At 52.5% G+C, this 16821-nt stretch carries 11 protein-coding genes; 4 read left to right on the forward strand and 7 right to left on the reverse strand.

Translation table 11 applies throughout. The features are described 5' to 3' along the window. Positions 1 to 46: 46 nt before the first annotated feature. Genes mtnN through ACTU3N_RS18710 form a run of 3 tightly spaced genes read left to right on the forward strand, consistent with a single transcriptional unit; the run spans position 47 to position 2180 of the window. Entirely contained in the window at positions 47 to 745 is a 699-nt protein-coding gene (gene mtnN / locus ACTU3N_RS18700) for a 5'-methylthioadenosine/S-adenosylhomocysteine nucleosidase (RefSeq protein ID WP_443087627.1), read from the forward strand. Continuing rightward, positions 738 to 1538 carry a vitamin B12 ABC transporter substrate-binding protein BtuF gene (gene btuF, locus ACTU3N_RS18705; RefSeq protein ID WP_443087628.1) on the forward strand — a complete coding sequence of 267 codons (801 nt, stop codon included), beginning with the start codon at positions 738 to 740 and terminating at the stop codon, positions 1536 to 1538. The genes mtnN and btuF overlap by 8 nt, the downstream gene beginning before the upstream one ends. A gap of 15 nt (positions 1539 to 1553) precedes the next feature. Then, positions 1554 to 2180, forward strand: a complete 627-nt coding sequence (locus ACTU3N_RS18710; protein ID WP_443087629.1) for a TRIC cation channel family protein — start codon at positions 1554 to 1556, stop codon at positions 2178 to 2180. A gap of 44 nt (positions 2181 to 2224) precedes the next feature. Here the strand turns inward: ACTU3N_RS18710 and ACTU3N_RS18715 are convergent, their stop codons facing one another. From ACTU3N_RS18715 to clcA, 3 genes are all read right to left on the reverse strand, one after another. Then, entirely contained in the window at positions 2225 to 7066 is a 4842-nt protein-coding gene (locus ACTU3N_RS18715; protein WP_443087630.1) for a hypothetical protein, read from the reverse strand. A 289-nt stretch (positions 7067 to 7355) separates the two neighbouring features. After that, a complete protein-coding gene (gene erpA, locus ACTU3N_RS18720; RefSeq protein ID WP_187801359.1) occupies positions 7356 to 7700 on the reverse strand; it encodes an iron-sulfur cluster insertion protein ErpA in 345 nt (114 codons plus the stop codon). A gap of 81 nt (positions 7701 to 7781) precedes the next feature. Next, positions 7782 to 9191 (reverse strand): H(+)/Cl(-) exchange transporter ClcA, encoded by a 1410-nt coding sequence (gene clcA / locus ACTU3N_RS18725; RefSeq protein WP_443087631.1) that lies wholly within the window; start codon positions 9189 to 9191, stop codon positions 7782 to 7784. A 172-nt stretch (positions 9192 to 9363) separates the two neighbouring features. Between clcA and hemL the strand changes: the two genes are divergently transcribed. Next, a complete protein-coding gene (hemL, locus tag ACTU3N_RS18730; protein WP_443087632.1) occupies positions 9364 to 10644 on the forward strand; it encodes a glutamate-1-semialdehyde 2,1-aminomutase in 1281 nt (426 codons plus the stop codon). A 41-nt stretch (positions 10645 to 10685) separates the two neighbouring features. Here the strand turns inward: hemL and fhuB are convergent, their stop codons facing one another. From fhuB to fhuA, 4 genes are read right to left on the reverse strand one after another with little or no spacing between them, the layout of a single operon-like run. Then, positions 10686 to 12668, reverse strand: coding sequence for a Fe(3+)-hydroxamate ABC transporter permease FhuB (gene fhuB, locus ACTU3N_RS18735; RefSeq protein ID WP_443087633.1), 1983 nt, complete (start codon positions 12666 to 12668; stop codon positions 10686 to 10688). Continuing rightward, positions 12665 to 13555 (reverse strand): Fe(3+)-hydroxamate ABC transporter substrate-binding protein FhuD, encoded by an 891-nt coding sequence (fhuD, locus tag ACTU3N_RS18740; protein WP_443087634.1) that lies wholly within the window; start codon positions 13553 to 13555, stop codon positions 12665 to 12667. The genes fhuB and fhuD overlap by 4 nt, the downstream gene beginning before the upstream one ends. Then, the gene (gene fhuC, locus ACTU3N_RS18745) at positions 13555 to 14352 is read right to left on the reverse strand and encodes a Fe3+-hydroxamate ABC transporter ATP-binding protein FhuC (protein ID WP_443087635.1); all 798 of its coding nucleotides are present in this window, start codon (positions 14350 to 14352) and stop codon (positions 13555 to 13557) included. Before fhuC ends, fhuD begins: the two co-directional genes overlap by 1 nt. A gap of 47 nt (positions 14353 to 14399) precedes the next feature. After that, positions 14400 to 16610 carry a ferrichrome porin FhuA gene (gene fhuA / locus ACTU3N_RS18750; RefSeq protein WP_443087636.1) on the reverse strand — a complete coding sequence of 737 codons (2211 nt, stop codon included), beginning with the start codon at positions 16608 to 16610 and terminating at the stop codon, positions 14400 to 14402. Positions 16611 to 16821: the final 211 nt, after the last annotated feature.

A 16821-nucleotide genomic window follows, 5' to 3' on the forward strand; every position in this document is an offset into this window, starting at 1 on the left:
TGCCCTGAAAACGTAATTCTGTCCTATCACATTAGCGAGTATCACCATGAAAATTGGCATTATTGGTGCAATGGAAGAAGAAGTTACGCTGCTGCGTGACAAAATCGGGAATCGTCAAACCCTCAATATCGGCGGGAGCGAAATCTACACCGGTACGCTGCATGGCACAGAGATCGCACTGCTGAAATCCGGCATTGGTAAGGTTGCCGCCGCAATGGGCGCGACGCTGCTGCTGGAACATTGTAAGCCGGATGTGATTATTAACACAGGTTCTGCGGGCGGTCTGGCACCGACGTTAAAGGTTGGCGATATTGTGGTGTCTGACGAGGCGCGTTATCACGATGTCGACGTGACCGCCTTTGGTTACGAAATTGGTCAACTGCCTGGCTGCCCGGCAGGGTTTAAAGCCGACGAAACACTGATTGCTGCCGCCGAAGCCTGTATCGGCCAGTTGCAGCTTAATGCCGTGCGCGGGCTGATTGTCAGCGGCGATGCCTTTATTAACGGCTCCGTCATGCTGGCAAAAATCCGCCACAACTTCCCTCAGGCGATTGCGGTCGAGATGGAAGCAGCGGCGGTGGCGCATGTTTGTCATCACTTCGGCGTACCGTTTGTTGTGGTGCGCGCCATTTCTGATGTTGCGGATCAGCAGTCACACATCAGTTTTGATGAGTTCCTGGCAGTAGCGGCAAAACAATCCACGCTGATGGTGGAAGCACTGGTACAGAAACTGGCACGTGGTTAATTCGCGGTCCAGGGCGATTATCGCCCTGCTTTTGCTGATACCTGCGTGGCTAAGCGCCGCGCCGCGCGTGGTTTCGCTCTCTCCGGCGAACACCGAGCTGGCGTTTGCGGCAGGTATCACTCCTGTGGGTGTCAGCAGCCATTCCGATTATCCGCCGCAAGCTCAGAACATTGAACAAGTGGCAACCTGGCAGGGCATGAATCTTGAGCGCATTATTGCTCTCAAGCCTGACCTGGTGCTGGCCTGGCGCGGTGGAAACACGGAGCGGCAGGTTAATCAGCTTAAGCAGTTTGGTATCACCGTCATGTGGGTGGATGCGATAACCATCGAGCAGGTGGCCGGGACGCTAAACAAACTGGCGGCATGGAGTCCCCACCCGGAGCAGGCAAAAGAAGCGGCACAGCAGCTGCTTAGCCAGTATCAGGCGCTGAAATCGCGCTACGCGAACCTGGCAAAAAAGCGCGTGTTTATGCAGTTTGGCGCGCAGCCGCTCTTTACCAGCGGTAAAGGTTCAATCCAGAACCAGGTCGTGGAACTGTGCGGTGGCGAGAATATTTTCGCCAATAGCCGTGTGCCCTGGCCGCAGGTGAGCCGCGAACAGGTGCTGGCGCGCAAGCCGCAGGCCATTATCGTAGCTGGCAGCGCGCGCGATATCACACAAACAGAACAGTACTGGCATAACCTGCTTAATGCGCCGATTATTTCTCTGCATAGCGACTGGTTTGAACGCGCAAGCCCGCGTATTATCCTCGCCGCTCAACAACTCTGTTCTGCCCTCGCGCAGGTGAAATAACCGGGGAATTTACCAATGCTCGTCTACTGGCTGGATATTATCGGCACTGCCGTGTTTGCCATCTCAGGCGTTCTGCTTGCAGGAAAATTGCGCATGGACCCATTTGGCGTCCTGGTATTAGGCGTGGTGACTGCCGTTGGCGGCGGGACGATTCGTGATATGGCACTGGCGCATGGGCCGGTATTCTGGGTTAAAGATCCGACGGATCTGGTGGTGGCGATGGTGACCTGTATGTTGACTATCTTGCTGGTGCGCCAGCCGCGCCGCCTGCCGAAATGGGTGCTACCGGTTCTTGACGCCGTTGGGCTGGCGGTGTTTGTCGGTATTGGCGTCAATAAAGCGTTTCTTGCCGGTACCGGGCCGCTGGTCGCCATCTGTATGGGGGTTGTGACTGGCGTGGGCGGCGGGATAATCCGCGACGTGCTGGCGCGCGAGATCCCGATGATTTTACGTACCGAAATTTATGCCACCGCCTGCATCGCCGGGGGAATTGTGCATGCCACCGCATTTTATACGTTTGCCATGCCGCTGGAATCGGCCAGTATGCTGGGGATGGTGGTAACGCTGGCTATCCGCCTCGCGGCAATCCGCTGGCATTTGAAACTGCCGACTTTTGCGCTGGATGAGGCGGGGCATAAGTAATTATGCGGCCATCCTTCTGCCAGATGGCCGCTGGTTAAAATATTTCAAATGCTACGGCAAATATAAAGATGGATATCAATTTTTTTATCACTAAATAATGTTGAAACCGCTTCAATAAGGTCTTTTGACGATATTTGCGCACCAGGTTTTACTCTTATCAAAGACTTGTGTGACTCCTGCGCCAGACAGGAATAATTAATTTGCGAGTCCTGATCTAAGGTAATATCGTAGGTTTCAAGTTTATCCCAGCTGTCCCGACTTTCTACGCTGCTTATTTTACCTTTCACCAGTTCCATTAAGTCATCCATATGACCATTAAGCGAGTGCCATCTTTTGGTATAAAAAAATATTTTTGCATTTTCCGGCACTCGCGTATCCTTTAAATTAATTTGCTGGCTACCGTGAGCCGCAAGGAATATCTCATTCCCGGCATTCTCAGGGTAAAAAAGATCAAAGTTTTGGCACTCGACTTTAATAACATTATTAACCAGCGGCGTTATCTTTTTTGCCTCCGTCGCAACCAGACGCTCTGTTTTAGTATCATATTTTAATACTGACGTTTCGCCTGTATCGCCACTGAAGCTTTGATACAAATCCAGCTGACGATTATAAGATAACTGATTATTATACGAGGAAGCTTTCTGCAGAGGGATGAGCTCGCCATCAAGAGGATTATAATAGTAAACATGGCGGGGTTTGTCTCGTGAACCGAGAAAGACAATGCGATTGCTTTTTCCGACGAACTCTACAGGGTAATAATTATCCCCTAATCGATAGAGGAGATCTATTCCTGGTTCGGTATAATAAATAGCCTGTTTGCCGATAATGAAACCCAAATCAACATCATCGGTATTGAAGGCAGACAATTTATCGATTTCCAGTCCCCCCGTGCTCATAGCCACTTCTTTTCTTACAGTATTAAGTTCGCGCTTACTAATATAATTGGTTACCCAGGGATCGTTTTTTTCAGAATCAAACTGTGCCTGGGCAAGTTGACTATAAATATCCTCAGTCATCGCGGTTAAACAAGATGATGAATGGAGCAACAAGTGCGCCAGATACCCGCGATCGTTTCTGGCGAGATAGGCGAGTTTTGGTGGGGTCAAGAGACCTTCAATGTGAGGTCTGTAAGCTGGGATCTTTTCAAGATAAGCCCGGCTGATTTCTTTCAAACTGCTCATCTGTGCTGACGTTAAGTTTTGTAATTCTATTTTTTCAATCATCTCTTGCGCCATATCATGAGCCGACGGGTAAATGCCGTTAGCCCTGGCGGTGTTATAGTAATCATTCTTTAGTTTACTGCTACTAAATATCTCTTCCATCATCAGCCCGATCAGGTCATGATCGGTAGTTTGTTGCATATTTTCGCTCAGACCCAGTTTATCGATATTTATAAAGAGACGGTTATCTTCTTTATCTGGCATGATAAGAACTTTTCCTGCGTACCTTTCCTGTGAGGATTGGTAAGGATTAGCATCGAGGTTCCGTGCCGCCTTAGCGTAATTATTCACCGCCCGAACTAAATATATTTCCTGGGAATCGATTGTGCGTTCAAGACGTTCTAACGCCTGCCGCCATGCTTCACCTGCATCAGTAAGGAAACGAACATCACCGCTATCAAGCAAAAGGCTTAAATACATTCCAGTATCTGCCCAGCTATATTCATCATAATTTAAAGAGGTTTGTACTGCGGGGATTATTTTCTCTTTCAGATATTGCAATTTTTGTTTTATATACTGTTGCGACAACTTCATCCGTGTATCAAGGGGATCGGCCTGAGCATCCAGTTTTTTAAAATCGATTTCATGTTCAAGACTTTTAATAATACGCGCAGGAAATAACGCTTCTTTCACCCTGCTATAGTGCGCAGACGCAACCTGCGTTCGCTTAACGCCTATGGACTCTTGCGGTTGCGTGGTAACGAAAGTGCCGCCCGAAGCCTCTACCTCATTAGCCAGATCCTCGACAGCCGGGATCGATGGCTGATAACGATAACGCCGGTTTTTATTATAAAAACTGGCAATATCTTTATTAACATTCAATTTTTCTGCAACAAACGTATCAACTTCTTTTATCTCAACGCGCTCCTCTTTGTGTTCTAAAATGATATCTGCAATAAACTTCTCACGGTTAAAGAAACTCCCCCTGCCAGTCACTTTAATTATCGGCGAACCTGTCGGGTTGTTCACATCTAATGTATCAATTAGCTTCGCATCAAAATAATTCCCCGCATAGAGGAAATAATTTTTCCCCGTATTAATGTCCTGAAATATGGCAGGCGTATCATAGGTTTTTAACTGCCTGAGCGACCCCGGTACCGGGTAATGATTACTGGTTGTTTTACTATCGATATATTTTTGTAGCCGTACATGGAGATCTGTTTCTATTACCACTGGCAGGCATTCTTTTGTCCTGACGGGCGACCTGGCGATACGGCAAGTGGATACGTCCTGAAATTCACTGGCCAGACGCTCGTCATCTCTTACACGAATCCAACTATCCCTATCAGCCCATAGCAGGATATCACCTTTGCGCCCATCCTGTTCTCTTTGCAGATAAACATAGCGATCGGTGTATTTAGTAACGGCGAACTTTTTGTTGTTAATAATAAAAAGAGGCTTGTTGGCGCTATCGAGATAAAGCCCGGGGCGAATTTCCCGAACCGGCGCTGCCTGTGTCATCACCGCATGATCCTGAAGATAATCCAGCGCTGCGGTTTCCAGGTAAAAGACATTTTTCTCGTTCAATGCGCCAGGGATCCGTTCGCTCTGTAAGCCAAACAGCATATCATCTGCATATTTTAATTTAAATATGCCATTTTCCCGCTTAATTTGTACGTAAGGGTTATTAGCCAGCACCCAGGTATCAATTTCACCACCCGACTTTCGTACTTCATAATATTTATAATCTTTTTTTATAAAGTTACTTTCCTGTTGGCTTCTGCAAAGGCCATTTTCATCATTAATTACTGAAATGTGATTTTCGGGATAATAATCGATGCCTGTTTCGTAACTATCGAGATAAATTTGAAGATTTTTATCTATTTGCACAGACGGCTTTTCAAATACCCAGCCATAATTACCAAAGATAATGACGCGTTGTTCAAGATAATTTCCATCATGGGTATACGCGACGAATTGATTCCCCACATAATCCCAATCTGCCGGAATTAATTTACCGCCTAAAAAAACGCCTTTCATATCTTCCTTATCAGCAGCACGTATTGTGACGAAGTCATATTCGTTAAAATCGATACGGGCATTATCAGGCAATTGTTCAAGGGATACACCATAGTAATCTCTGTTTTGAAGATTTACTTTAGAAAAAGTATCATCTTCTGTTGAGCGAACAAAATCCCAACGTTTATTTAAATGATTAAAATTAATAAAACGATTACGCTCAACAAAAGGTCGATTATCTATCCCTTTATGTAATAAGTATTCTTTACCCTCCACGTTAACAACCACCTGATTTTCATGGAAATTATATCGATTCGTAAGTATTTTGGTTTCTGCTTTAGGTATATCAACACCTTTTGCAAGTTTTCCGTAAAGGGCAGCCTGCTCGTTTCTGTTCATTGTTGGGATTGCCGGGCGCATCATAAACATGATTTGCTGATCAACATTTATCAGCTTTGAAATATCAAGTTGTTTACCCTCTAAATCATCAGCTATCAGTTCTAATATGGGGGCGATAATATTTTGTGCAACGGTTAAGAGTTTTGTTCCAGGAAGCAGAGATACCACCGACGATACCGCATAATCAACAGCAGCAGTTATGTTCATTACGGCTTCTAACGATTCTGGTGAAGGGCAGCCGGTTTCTTTAATAACATATTCATACGCGATCCTCCCCTCCTTATAGGCCTGTGAAATTGGGTTAGAAAGTGTCTGGCCAAATTGCCGATATATTTGTGCCCCGCTAAGATTATCACGTTCATCAGCGCACGTCTGATCGAACATCTTTTTGATCGCTACTTCATCAGGTATTGTTGCAGTTAAAGAGGTGTTAGTTTTTATTCTAACTGAGTCTATTCTCTCATCAACGTAGCGAAACTCATTGCCTCTTTTAAGGGGGAAAAATGTTTGGGTTCTATCCGGCTCACGGGCGGTAGTGATTTCCTCATTTCGTGTTTGCGGAGCGCATACACATCGTTTCCCTTTCCTACTAATAACCAGCTTTTCGAGATTTTGTCCGCTGCGCACATGTTTACGCCGACAGCGTTTAACCACTTTTCTCTTTATACAGACGGGCAGCGTCTCAATATCAGACCATCTCTTTTTCCCCAGCCCTTGCTTGCCTTTATGACAAGGTATTTCAATATTGGTTTTTACGCCTGACTCAAGTAAATAACAGGGCGGGTTATGTGCACGCGCCTTGCTATTATGCAAAGTGACACCCTGAAAAATGAGTGGAGCAAGCACAGGATGTTGCGGTGTCTCAGGGAAATAGTGATTGGGCATCACATCTTTATTTTCTGGCGAAGGTGGGTTATCAACAGCAGGCGGATTATTCGAGCTTGCGTTAAAACGATTCCAGACAAACGCACCGACTGTAGTCATTAATGCAATACTTGCAATCCAAAGACTAAATTGGCAGGATGGCAAGCAGTGGCGTTTTTTGTGCAACTCAAATTGTTCATATTCTTCAAGCGATAATAAACGACTCGTCACATTTTCTGGCGGGTCTCCATTATTTTCTATCTGCAGCATTGTGGTTTCATTGTTGCATTGCGACTCATCAGAGGAATGATGTGTTAAATCGGTTGCTGAGGCCGTTGAAGAAAGGAGGTTTCTTGTAAATGAAGAGTGAGGCTGATTATTTTCCGATGATGAATGGTCGCTAAATGTTCCTGAACCTGTTGCGGTATTTGTAATAGCAGGCATAGACACTCCCTGAATATTTTATTCCTGTAAAGCGAGGTAGTGTTATCTCCTGGATATTTTTAAATTCATATAAAAAAGAGAGCATATTGAATATGAATTCATGGCGTTTTTTTATTCAGGCATGTAAGGAATTCAATGAAGGGTAAATATGCTTGATACGGCGAAACTTACAGTAACAGAGAAAAGGAAAACGTGTTAATTATCGGAGAAAAAAATATCGTTTGCTAACGGTAGCTGGCCCGGAAACATGCCAGGCCAACTACCTTTTTCGCGCAAAGACAACAGGTCTTCAGATACTAAAGGACGATCCGCAGCCACAGGTGCTGGTCGCGTTCGGGTTGGTGACCACGAAGCGGGAACCTTCCAGACCTTCGGTATAATCCACGGAACCGCCGACAAGATATTGCAGGCTCATCGGATCGACCACCAGGCCAACGCCTTGTTTCTCGATGGTCATATCACCATCGTTAACCTGATCGTCAAAGGTAAAACCATACTGGAAGCCGCTGCAACCACCACCGGTGATGTAAACACGCAGTTTCAGATTCGGATTCTCCTCATCTGCGATCAGGCTTTTTACTTTATTCGCTGCTGCGTCGGTAAACTGCAGCGGCAGCGCTACGTCATCACTCATGTCTAACTCCCATTGCTACGGCGATCTGGGTAAAAATTGACCCGATCTTTTCAGCTATTATCCGATACGCTACTAAATCGTTCAAGTATTCTCCTGCCGGGAGTGACCTTCTCCTGTCGCGTCCTGCCTGGCAAGCGTTCGTGCCAGGATCGCGGAATAGAGCGGTTTGCCTCCCAGGAACTGAGCCAACAGTGTCGCACCAAGACAGGTTATAATCATTGGCAAAATTAGCTGATAATTGTCAGTCATTTCCAAAACCAGCACGATACCGGTCAGCGGCGCGCGCACCGAAGCGGCGAGCAATGCGCCCATTCCGGCAATGGCAAACGTCGCGCCATCCAGTTGATAATCAGGAAAGAGTGCCGCGCAGAGCGTACCAAATGCCATCCCCAACACCGTACCTAACGCCAGCATTGGCGCGAAAATCCCCCCAGGCGCGCCGGAGCAGAAACAGAGCAGCGTGGTGGCAAAGCGCAGCAGAAAAATAAACAACAGCGCGCCAAAGGCATAATTCCCTGCGGTAGCTATCGGTACCAACCCAAACCCGCCGCCGACAATCGACGGAGCCAGCAGTGCAAACACGCCGCAACCTCCGCCAATCACCGCCCCCGCCAGTAACCAGCGGCGCGGGTGCTGGCCGCGAAGGCGCTGAAACCATGCCTGTAAACCCAGCACCATGCTATTAAACAACGGCCCCAGGCAGCCAAAAATAAGACCCAGCACCAGGTAGAGCCATAGAGTATTAAGCGGCGCATTATTGAGCTGGCCAACATCAATAATCGCCACATCCTCATTGAACAGGCGATACATAATGGTCGACATAATAACGCCGGTGAATACCGCCTTGATGGAGATGAGGCTGTAATGAAACTGCGCGCGCATCTCTTCAATAATAAACAGGATGCCCGCCAGCGGTGCATTAAACGCCGCCGCCAGGCCTGCCGCCGCGCCGGTCGCCAGCAAGGTATGGCGGGCTTCTGCATCGCGGGTACGGAAAAGATCCGTCACCATCCGCCCGATGTTGCCGCCTATCTGCACCGTTGGCCCTTCGCGACCCAGCACCATTCCGGCGCCGAGCGTCCCCAGACCGCCAAAAAATTTCACCGGCAGCACGCGCCACCAGCGCACCGGACGCAGCTCCTCCAGCGCTCCCTCTATTTCGGGGATACCGGAACCGCCCGCTTCAGGGGCAATGCGTAGCACCAGATAATAGCCGATGAATGCCAGCACAGCGGACGCCACAAATGCCAGCGGCCACACCAGCCAGGCGCTGTCTGCGACCTGTGCCAGCGCGCCCATCCGCGCATTAGTGACCAGGCTGACGGTTTTATCAAACGCAACCGCCACAAGCCCGGTCAGCGTGCCAACGACGGCTGCCATCACTAAAATGACCAGCGGTGTCTTATCGCGCTCCAGCATTCGCGCCAGAATGCTCCTGCGCCGTTGCCGCTCAACCTGCTGCTGTTCAAATGAAGGGTTTTGAGAATTCATAGGCCCTGACTTAACTTTACAAATCGAGTGGGTATTTTAACCACCTGCCGCGGCCACGTCGCCTCTAAAATTCTTGCAATTTTTGCCCTTTAAGCCGCCAAAACTTTCTAAACATTCCTGTAATCACATAGAATGGCCGACATTAATTCTTCCATGAACCAGGAATGACAGCATGAGTAAGTCTGAAAATCTCTATAACGCAGCGCGCCAGCTTATCCCGGGCGGTGTCAACTCACCGGTACGTGCCTTTACCGGCGTAGGCGGTACGCCGCTGTTTATCGAGCGGGCGGACGGAGCTTATCTCTATGATGCCGACGGTAAAGCCTATATCGATTACGTCGGCTCCTGGGGGCCAATGGTGCTCGGCCACAACCACCCGGCCATTCGCAGCGCGGTCATCGAAGCGGCCAGTCGCGGCCTGAGCTTTGGCGCGCCAACCGAGATGGAAGTCAAAATGGCGGCGCTGGTAACGGAGCTTGTGCCGACGATGGATATGGTGCGGATGGTGAACTCCGGCACCGAAGCCACCATGAGTGCTATTCGTCTGGCGCGCGGGTTTACCGGGCGCGACAAAATCATCAAATTTGAAGGGTGCTACCACGGTCACGCCGACTGTTTGCTGGTGAAAGCCGGTTCCGGCGCGCTGACGCTCGGTCAGCCGAACTCACCGGGCGTTCCGGCGGATTTCGCTAAGCATACCCTCACCTGTACGTATAACGATTTGGACTCCGTGCGCGCGGCCTTTGAACAATATCCGCAGGATATCGCCTGTATTATCGTCGAGCCGGTAGCGGGCAATATGAACTGTGTGCCGCCGCTGCCAGCGTTTCTGCCGGGCCTGCGTGCGCTGTGCGATGAGTTCGGCGCGCTGCTGATTATTGATGAGGTGATGACCGGTTTTCGCGTTGCGCTGGCGGGCGCGCAGTCTTATTACGATGTCGAGCCGGATCTCACCTGCCTTGGCAAAATCATCGGTGGCGGTATGCCGGTCGGCGCATTCGGCGGGCGTCGTGATGTTATGGAAGCGCTGGCGCCCACTGGCCCGGTGTATCAGGCGGGTACGCTGTCCGGGAACCCGATTGCGATGGCGGCAGGCTACGCCTGTTTGACCGAAGTGGCGCAGCCTGGCGTGCATGCAACGCTTAACGAGCTGACCACCCAGCTCGCCAGTGGTCTGCTGGAAGCGGCGCAGGAAGCCGGTATTGCGCTGGTTGTGAATCACGTCGGCGGGATGTTCGGCCTGTTCTTTACCGATGCGCCAGCCGTGACCTGCTATCAGGATGTGGTGAAGTGCGACGTAGAGCGCTTTAAACGTTTCTTCCATCTGATGCTGGAAGAGGGTGTCTATTTTGCGCCTTCCGCCTTTGAGGCCGGTTTTATGTCTGTTGCGCACAGCGAAGCGGATATCGATAACACTATCGATGCAGCGCGCCGCGTCTTTGCCAAACTCTGACGCGCCTCCCCTCTCCTGCCGGGAGAGGGGCATTTAACACCCTAGCGGCTCTGCTTTCTCAGCAAATAGATAAAGTACGGCGCGCCGATAAAAGTCGACAGCAACCCTGCCGGGATTTGATACGGGAACATCAGCATGCGCCCGCACCAGTCGGCAAACACCAGCAAAATCCCCCCAGTCAGCGACGACATCACCAGATGCGGCATCGTGCGCCGAAAACCCATCATCCGCGCGATATGCGGCGCCATCAGACCAATAAAGCTTAGCGGGCCAATCGTCATCGTTGCGGTAGCCGTGAGTGCCGCTGCCAGTAATAACAGCGCAATACGCGACGGGGTGAGCGCCATCCCGACAGCCCGCGCCGTCTCCCCGCCGAGGGGTAAAATCATTAACCAGCGACGGCACAGCGGCGTCAGCGCCAGCAGGATCACCATCACCACCGCAGTGCGCAGCACCTGCTCGCCGCTTGCGTTATACGTAGAGCCTGCAATCCATGTCAGGATCTGCGCCATACGCGGGTCACCGCTTGCCTGAAGCATCATCAACAGCATAGTAAAGGCGGTGCTCAGCGCCATCCCCGCCAGCAGCATGCGGTGCGGTGAAAACCCGCCCCGCCCGGCGGCCAGCATGATAACAAGCAGCGTGATCGCAGCGCCCAGGCTCCCGGCAGGCATCAGCCAGCCAAAGGCGTTTCCGGGCACAAAAAACAGCATCACCACCACGCCAAACGCTGCGCCAGAACTGATACCCAGCACTTCCGGGCTGGCCATCGGGTTACCGGTCAGGCGCTGGATAATACAGCCCGCCACCGCCAGCATCATCCCGGCGGTGAGCGCGGCGATAATGCGCGGCCAGCGCCACGGCAGCAGCTCATCCAGCATCGCGCCGCTCGCCCATTGCCAGCCCTGGATATCGCGGCCAAACGCCAGCGCCGCCCACATCGCCAGCAGCAACAGCGCCAGCCCGCCGAGCGCAAACCACTGCACATGCTGACGCTCAGCCGGTACGCTATCGCCCGCGTTCATCGCCGGGGCGCTCATGCTGCGCAAGCGCGGCAGCAACCACAGCAGCAGCGGCGCGCCAACCAGCGCCGTCACGGAACCGGTGGACACCTCCATCCAGACGCGGGTTAGCCACCAAACCAGCTGATCCGAAAGCCAGAGGATCAGCGCACCGATAAGCGGTGCCAGCACCAGCCTCGCCAGTAACCGTCGCGCCCCCAGCATTTTTGCCAGCAGCGGCGCGAAAAGGCCGATAAAACCAATGATCCCCACCGCATTGACCAGCAGCGCGCTGAGCGCAATAGCCAGCGCCAGCGCGGCCAGCCTTGCCAGCGACAGCGCCAGGCCAAGATTGCGCGCCACGCCGTCGTCCAGCCCCATCAGCGTGAGCGGGCGCAGCAGCAGCAGCGTCAGCACCGCACAGCCCAGCAATTGCGGCCACAAACGCTGCGCCACGCCCCAGTCGGTTTGTGTCAGCGTCCCGGTGCTCCACAAAAACATACTTTGTAGCTGATCGTGGTGAAACAGCACCAGAAGCTGATTGATAGCGCCACAGTAGAGGCTGACCACCAGCCCGGCGAGGATCAAGGTGACTGGCGAGAGGCGTTTGCCCCAGGCGACGCCAAACACCAGTGCGCCCACTGCGCAGGCCCCCGCCAGCGCTGCAAACTGGGAGGCCATGACCCCTGGTATCGCCCACAGCGTGGTGATAGTTATCCCTAACTGCGCCCCGGTCGAGACGCCAAGCGTGGTGGGTTCAGCCAGCGGATTACGTAACACTTGCTGGAACAAAACCCCCACCAGCCCCAGCCCCGCACCGACCAGTAATGAAACCGTAAGGCGCGGCAGCAGGCTGTAATGGAACAGCATCTGATCAATAAGGTTTATGTCCGGCGTGCGCAGCGCCTGCCCCCACTGGCTGCGTGGTAAAGCGACATTCAGGTTGTGCCAGGTTAACCAGGCGCCAGCGACTATCAGCGCCAGAATCACCAGCGCGGGAAAGCGTGAAATGCGCTGGCTCATGCCTGTGCTCCCAGCGCGCCATCAAGCACGCGGATAAAATGCATGGCCGAGAGCGTTGCGCCATAAAACCAGACGGCGGGAACGCGCTGGAATCGCCCGGCGCGCACAAAAGGCATCGCCTGCCACAGCGGTGTCGCCATCACGTTTTGCATCTCACGGTCGTTGCCATGATCAAAGCAGATAACGTCGGCGTCTTTATACTCCGCCAGCCGGTCTATTCCGACGGCGACGCTGCCCCAGAAGGTGGTTTCACCGTGCCAGGCATTACGAATGCCAAATTCATCAAGGAGTTCCTGAAACAGACAGTTCGGGCCGAACGCCAGCACATGACGTTCATCAAGCAGCGTTATCATCAACAGCGGACGCTCGCCACGCCGGGCAAAATGCGGCGCGCTACGTTCGACCAGCGCATCGAATTCATTCAGATGTTTCGCCGCTGCGGACTCAAGGTTCAACAGTTGCGCCATTTCGTTAAGTGAATGGCGGGCCATCGCCAGCGGTTTTTTGCCGTCGCTAAAGGTAAAACCCCGGCCCGGCGCTATCTTCGCGAGCTTATCCGCCGACGGGCCATAGCCTGAAGACCAGAACAGGTACGACGGTTTCATTTGCGTGAGCAGTTCCAGATTCGGCTCGGTACGCAGACCGATATCGATAACCGAGTCCGGCAGCGAAGGCTCATTAACCCACAGGTTGTAGTTGGGCACATCGGCGACGCCATAGGGCATAATGCCCAGCGCTAGCAACAGCTCAACCGGTAGCCACTCCAGAGCAACGATACGTTGAGTGTCGATAGTCGCCGCCTGCGCGCCGCGCATCTTCCACAGCAGGGGAGAAAGTGCCATCAGCGTCAGCAAACGACGACGGCTAAGCGTGTGTAATCCAGCCATCAGTAGACAAAACTCACCGGTGCCGCGCCGCCAGGGTGCGGTAATATCCCCATCGGGATACCGTAAATATGTGCCAGCGTCTCGGCGCACATCAGCGCGTCGGGTGTGCCTTCGGCAATCATTTCGCCGCCGCGTAGCGCCACCAGGTAGTCGCAATAGCGCGCAGCCATATTGATATCATGCAGCACCGCAATCACCGTCAGCCCGCGTTGCTGGCTTAACCGGTGGACCAGCGCCAGCACGTCCACCTGGTGGGCGATATCCAGCGCCGAGGTCGGCTCATCCAGCAGCAGGCAACGGCTGTCCTGCGCGACCAGCATCGCAATCCATGCACGCTGGCGCTCACCGCCGGAAAGGCTGTCAACCAGGCGATGCGCCAGCGGTTTCAGGCCGACCAGGGCAATCGCTTCGTCGACTTTTTCTCTGTCGGCCACGCCAAAACGCCCCAGCGCCCCATGCCACGGATAACGACCAATCGCCACCAGTTCGCGTACCGTCATCCCTTCAGCCTGCGGTAACTGCTGCGGCAGGTAAGCGACTTTGCGGGCAAAGGCTTTACTGCTCCAGCTCTCCAGCGGTTGCCCGTCGAGCAGAATATCGCCCGCGGACGCAAGCTGGTGGCGGCCAAGCATTTTTAAAAGCGTCGATTTGCCCGAGCCGTTATGCCCTATCAGGCCGGTGACCTGCCCGGCCGGGAAGGTCAGTGAGAGCGGGTGCAGCAGCGTACGGCCAGGCACGCTAAAGGAGACATCGGTCAGTTGAAATGTGGTATCGGGAAGCGCTGTGTTTTCCTGCATGGTAGCCAACTTGTCAGAGGGCACGGCGAACCGTGCCCGAAGAGAGATTAGAAGCGGAAGTTTGCGGTCGCCACCACCTGGCGCTCGGCGCCCCAATAGCATGCGTATTCACGATAGCAGCTTGAGACATATTCACGGTCAAACAGGTTGTTGACGTTCACGCCCACAGAAGACCCTGGTAAACCGAAACGCGCCAGGTCATATTTCACTGTTGCATCGGCAACGGTATAGCCCGCAACGCTGAACAGCTCGTTTTCCTTGTTGGTGCGATTTGAATAAATGCTGGTGGTAGACCCCACATAACGCGCGCCAGCGCCGATAGTCAGACCGCTGAGAGCCGTTTCATGGAAGGTGTAATCCGCCCACAAAGAAGCCATATTACGCGGTACTTCTGCCGGGCGTTTGCCTTCAAATATCGTATCGTGCGTGTATTTGCTGTCGGTATAGCTGTAAGAAGCGGTCAGGTTGATATTTGCATTGAGTGCAGCTTTAGCTTCCAGCTCCACCCCGCGCGCGCGAATTTCGCCGCCCTGGACGCTGAAACCTGAGTTGTCAGGATTCGGATCGGCCGTCAGGTTTTTATCTTTCGTCAGCTGGAATACCGCGGCCGTGAGCACCACCGGCATATCTTTCGGCACATATTTCACGCCAGCTTCATACTGCTTACCGCGTGACGGGTCAAATGGCTTGCCGCCTTTGGTGGAACCCGACACCGGCTCAAACGATTCGCTGTAGCTGATATAGGGTGATATACCGTTATCAAAGAGGTAGTTCAGACCGCCGCGCCAGGAGAACTGTTCGTCGTTGATCTCAGCAAGCGTGGAGGAAGAGCGAGTAAAGGTTGAGGTTTTTGCAAAGTCATAGCGGCCACCGAGAGTCAGCACCCACTTATTCCACTCTGCCTGATCCTGAACATAGAGACCCGCCTGCTCCTGGCGATTCACCACGTCATAAGGGAAGTTAATTTTAACGTTCGCGTTCCCGTACTGTGGATTGAGTGCGTTGATAGGATCAGCCGTACCGTAATCCGCAGCAATATCATTACGCATGCGCATATAATCCACGCCCGTTAACAGCGTATGATCTACCGCACCCGTTGAGAAATCGGACTGCAACTGAGTATCAACAGTAAAGGTATTCAGATCTTCGTCAGAGCGGACATAAGCGCGGTTGATTTGCCCCGGTACGGTGGAACTGTAACCATCGCCGTAGACAGAACGATACAGCGTGTGAACACGCGCGTAACGCAGGTTTTGGCGAAGCGTAAAGGTATCGTCAAAAGCATGGGTGAAGCTGTAGCCCACCATCTGCTGGCGACGCGTCATGGTGTTATCACGCTCGCCTTCGTTGAAGTCCCGCGACAGTTTATGCGCATTGCCGTCGGCATCATAGAAAGGAACAATCGTGCCCTCTCTAGGCAGCCAGCCGTAGAAGCCCGCATCCGGGTCGCTCTGGAAATTGCTCAGGAACGTAAAATCAGTTTTGTCATCCGGACGCCAGCTAAAAGAAGGCGCAATCGCGTAGCGCGTGGATTTCGCCATCTTCTGCTGCGCATCCTGGCTACGGCCAAGTCCGGTCAGGCGGTATGACCAGACCCCGTCATCATCGATCGCATCACTAAAGTCAAAACCGGTTTGCCAGAGGTTATCCGTTCCCATTTTGAACTGAACTTCACGCAGCGGCGTGGTGACCGGGCGTTTGGTTACCATACTGACCACGCCGCCAGGGTTGCTTTGCCCGTATAAAACAGAGACCGGCCCGCGCATTAACTCGACGCGTTCCAGGAAATAAGGGTCCATCGACACTTCAGCGTAGTTATTACCCTGCAGTTTCATTCCATCCAGATACTGGTTGGTATTGACCGTTGATGAAGTGGTAAAGCCGCGTATCGTCACGACATCATAGGTCGTGGAACTGCCACGGGTTGCGAAAACGCCAGGCGTATAGCTCAGGGCCTCTTTTACCGTGCCCGGCTGCTTCATCTGCATCTCTTCGCGGGTCACCACCGAAATCGACTGCGGGACTTTTTCAATCGGCGTATCGGTTTTCGTCGCGGTCGCGGAATGTTTTGCCGCAATGGTCGCAGCCGGCCCCCATGCGCTCTCTTGCGGCGCGGCGGAGGTCACGGTGATGGTTTCTTCTTGCTGGGTTGGTGCAGCCTGTGCATAAACAGACATGCCGCTGACCGCTGTGGCTACGACGACCGCGATTTTACGCAGCGACGCGTTAACTGGCTGAGCAGTGTGTGGACGTGCCATTGATTTATCTCTGATTCTATAAGTGAACGATAACGTAAACGAGAATTATTATTATGCCGCAATAATATGCGAAGCATTGTACGCATAGCAAGCAGAATGCCGCGCGCGGCAGGTTGATGGACTAAGAAATAACCAGAGAAAAAGTGGGTAGTTACAGAAAATGGCGCGTCGGGTTAACGCAATGTTTTCCGCGAGCGTAAAAAGAAAAACC

Source organism: Vagococcus sp. WN89Y, from assembly GCF_052220145.1.
Taxonomy (GTDB): domain Bacteria; phylum Pseudomonadota; class Gammaproteobacteria; order Enterobacterales; family Enterobacteriaceae; genus Kosakonia.

Bases quoted from the DNA above. Each gene is read 5' to 3' on its own strand.
- fhuB (WP_443087633.1), bottom strand. From the start codon at position 12,668: ATGAGCCAGCGCATTTCACGCTTTCCCGCGCTGGTGATTCTGGCGCTG.
- fhuA (WP_443087636.1), bottom strand. From the start codon at position 16,610: ATGGCACGTCCACACACTGCTCAGCCAGTTAACGCGTCGCTGCGTAAA.
- clcA (WP_443087631.1), bottom strand. From the start codon at position 9,191: ATGAATTCTCAAAACCCTTCATTTGAACAGCAGCAGGTTGAGCGGCAA.
- fhuC (WP_443087635.1), bottom strand. From the start codon at position 14,352: ATGCAGGAAAACACAGCGCTTCCCGATACCACATTTCAACTGACCGAT.
- hemL (WP_443087632.1), top strand. From the start codon at position 9,364: ATGAGTAAGTCTGAAAATCTCTATAACGCAGCGCGCCAGCTTATCCCG.
- mtnN (WP_443087627.1), top strand. From the start codon at position 47: ATGAAAATTGGCATTATTGGTGCAATGGAAGAAGAAGTTACGCTGCTG.
- ACTU3N_RS18710 (WP_443087629.1), top strand. From the start codon at position 1,554: ATGCTCGTCTACTGGCTGGATATTATCGGCACTGCCGTGTTTGCCATC.
- erpA (WP_187801359.1), bottom strand. From the start codon at position 7,700: ATGAGTGATGACGTAGCGCTGCCGCTGCAGTTTACCGACGCAGCAGCG.
- fhuD (WP_443087634.1), bottom strand. From the start codon at position 13,555: ATGGCTGGATTACACACGCTTAGCCGTCGTCGTTTGCTGACGCTGATG.
- ACTU3N_RS18715 (WP_443087630.1), bottom strand. From the start codon at position 7,066: ATGCCTGCTATTACAAATACCGCAACAGGTTCAGGAACATTTAGCGAC.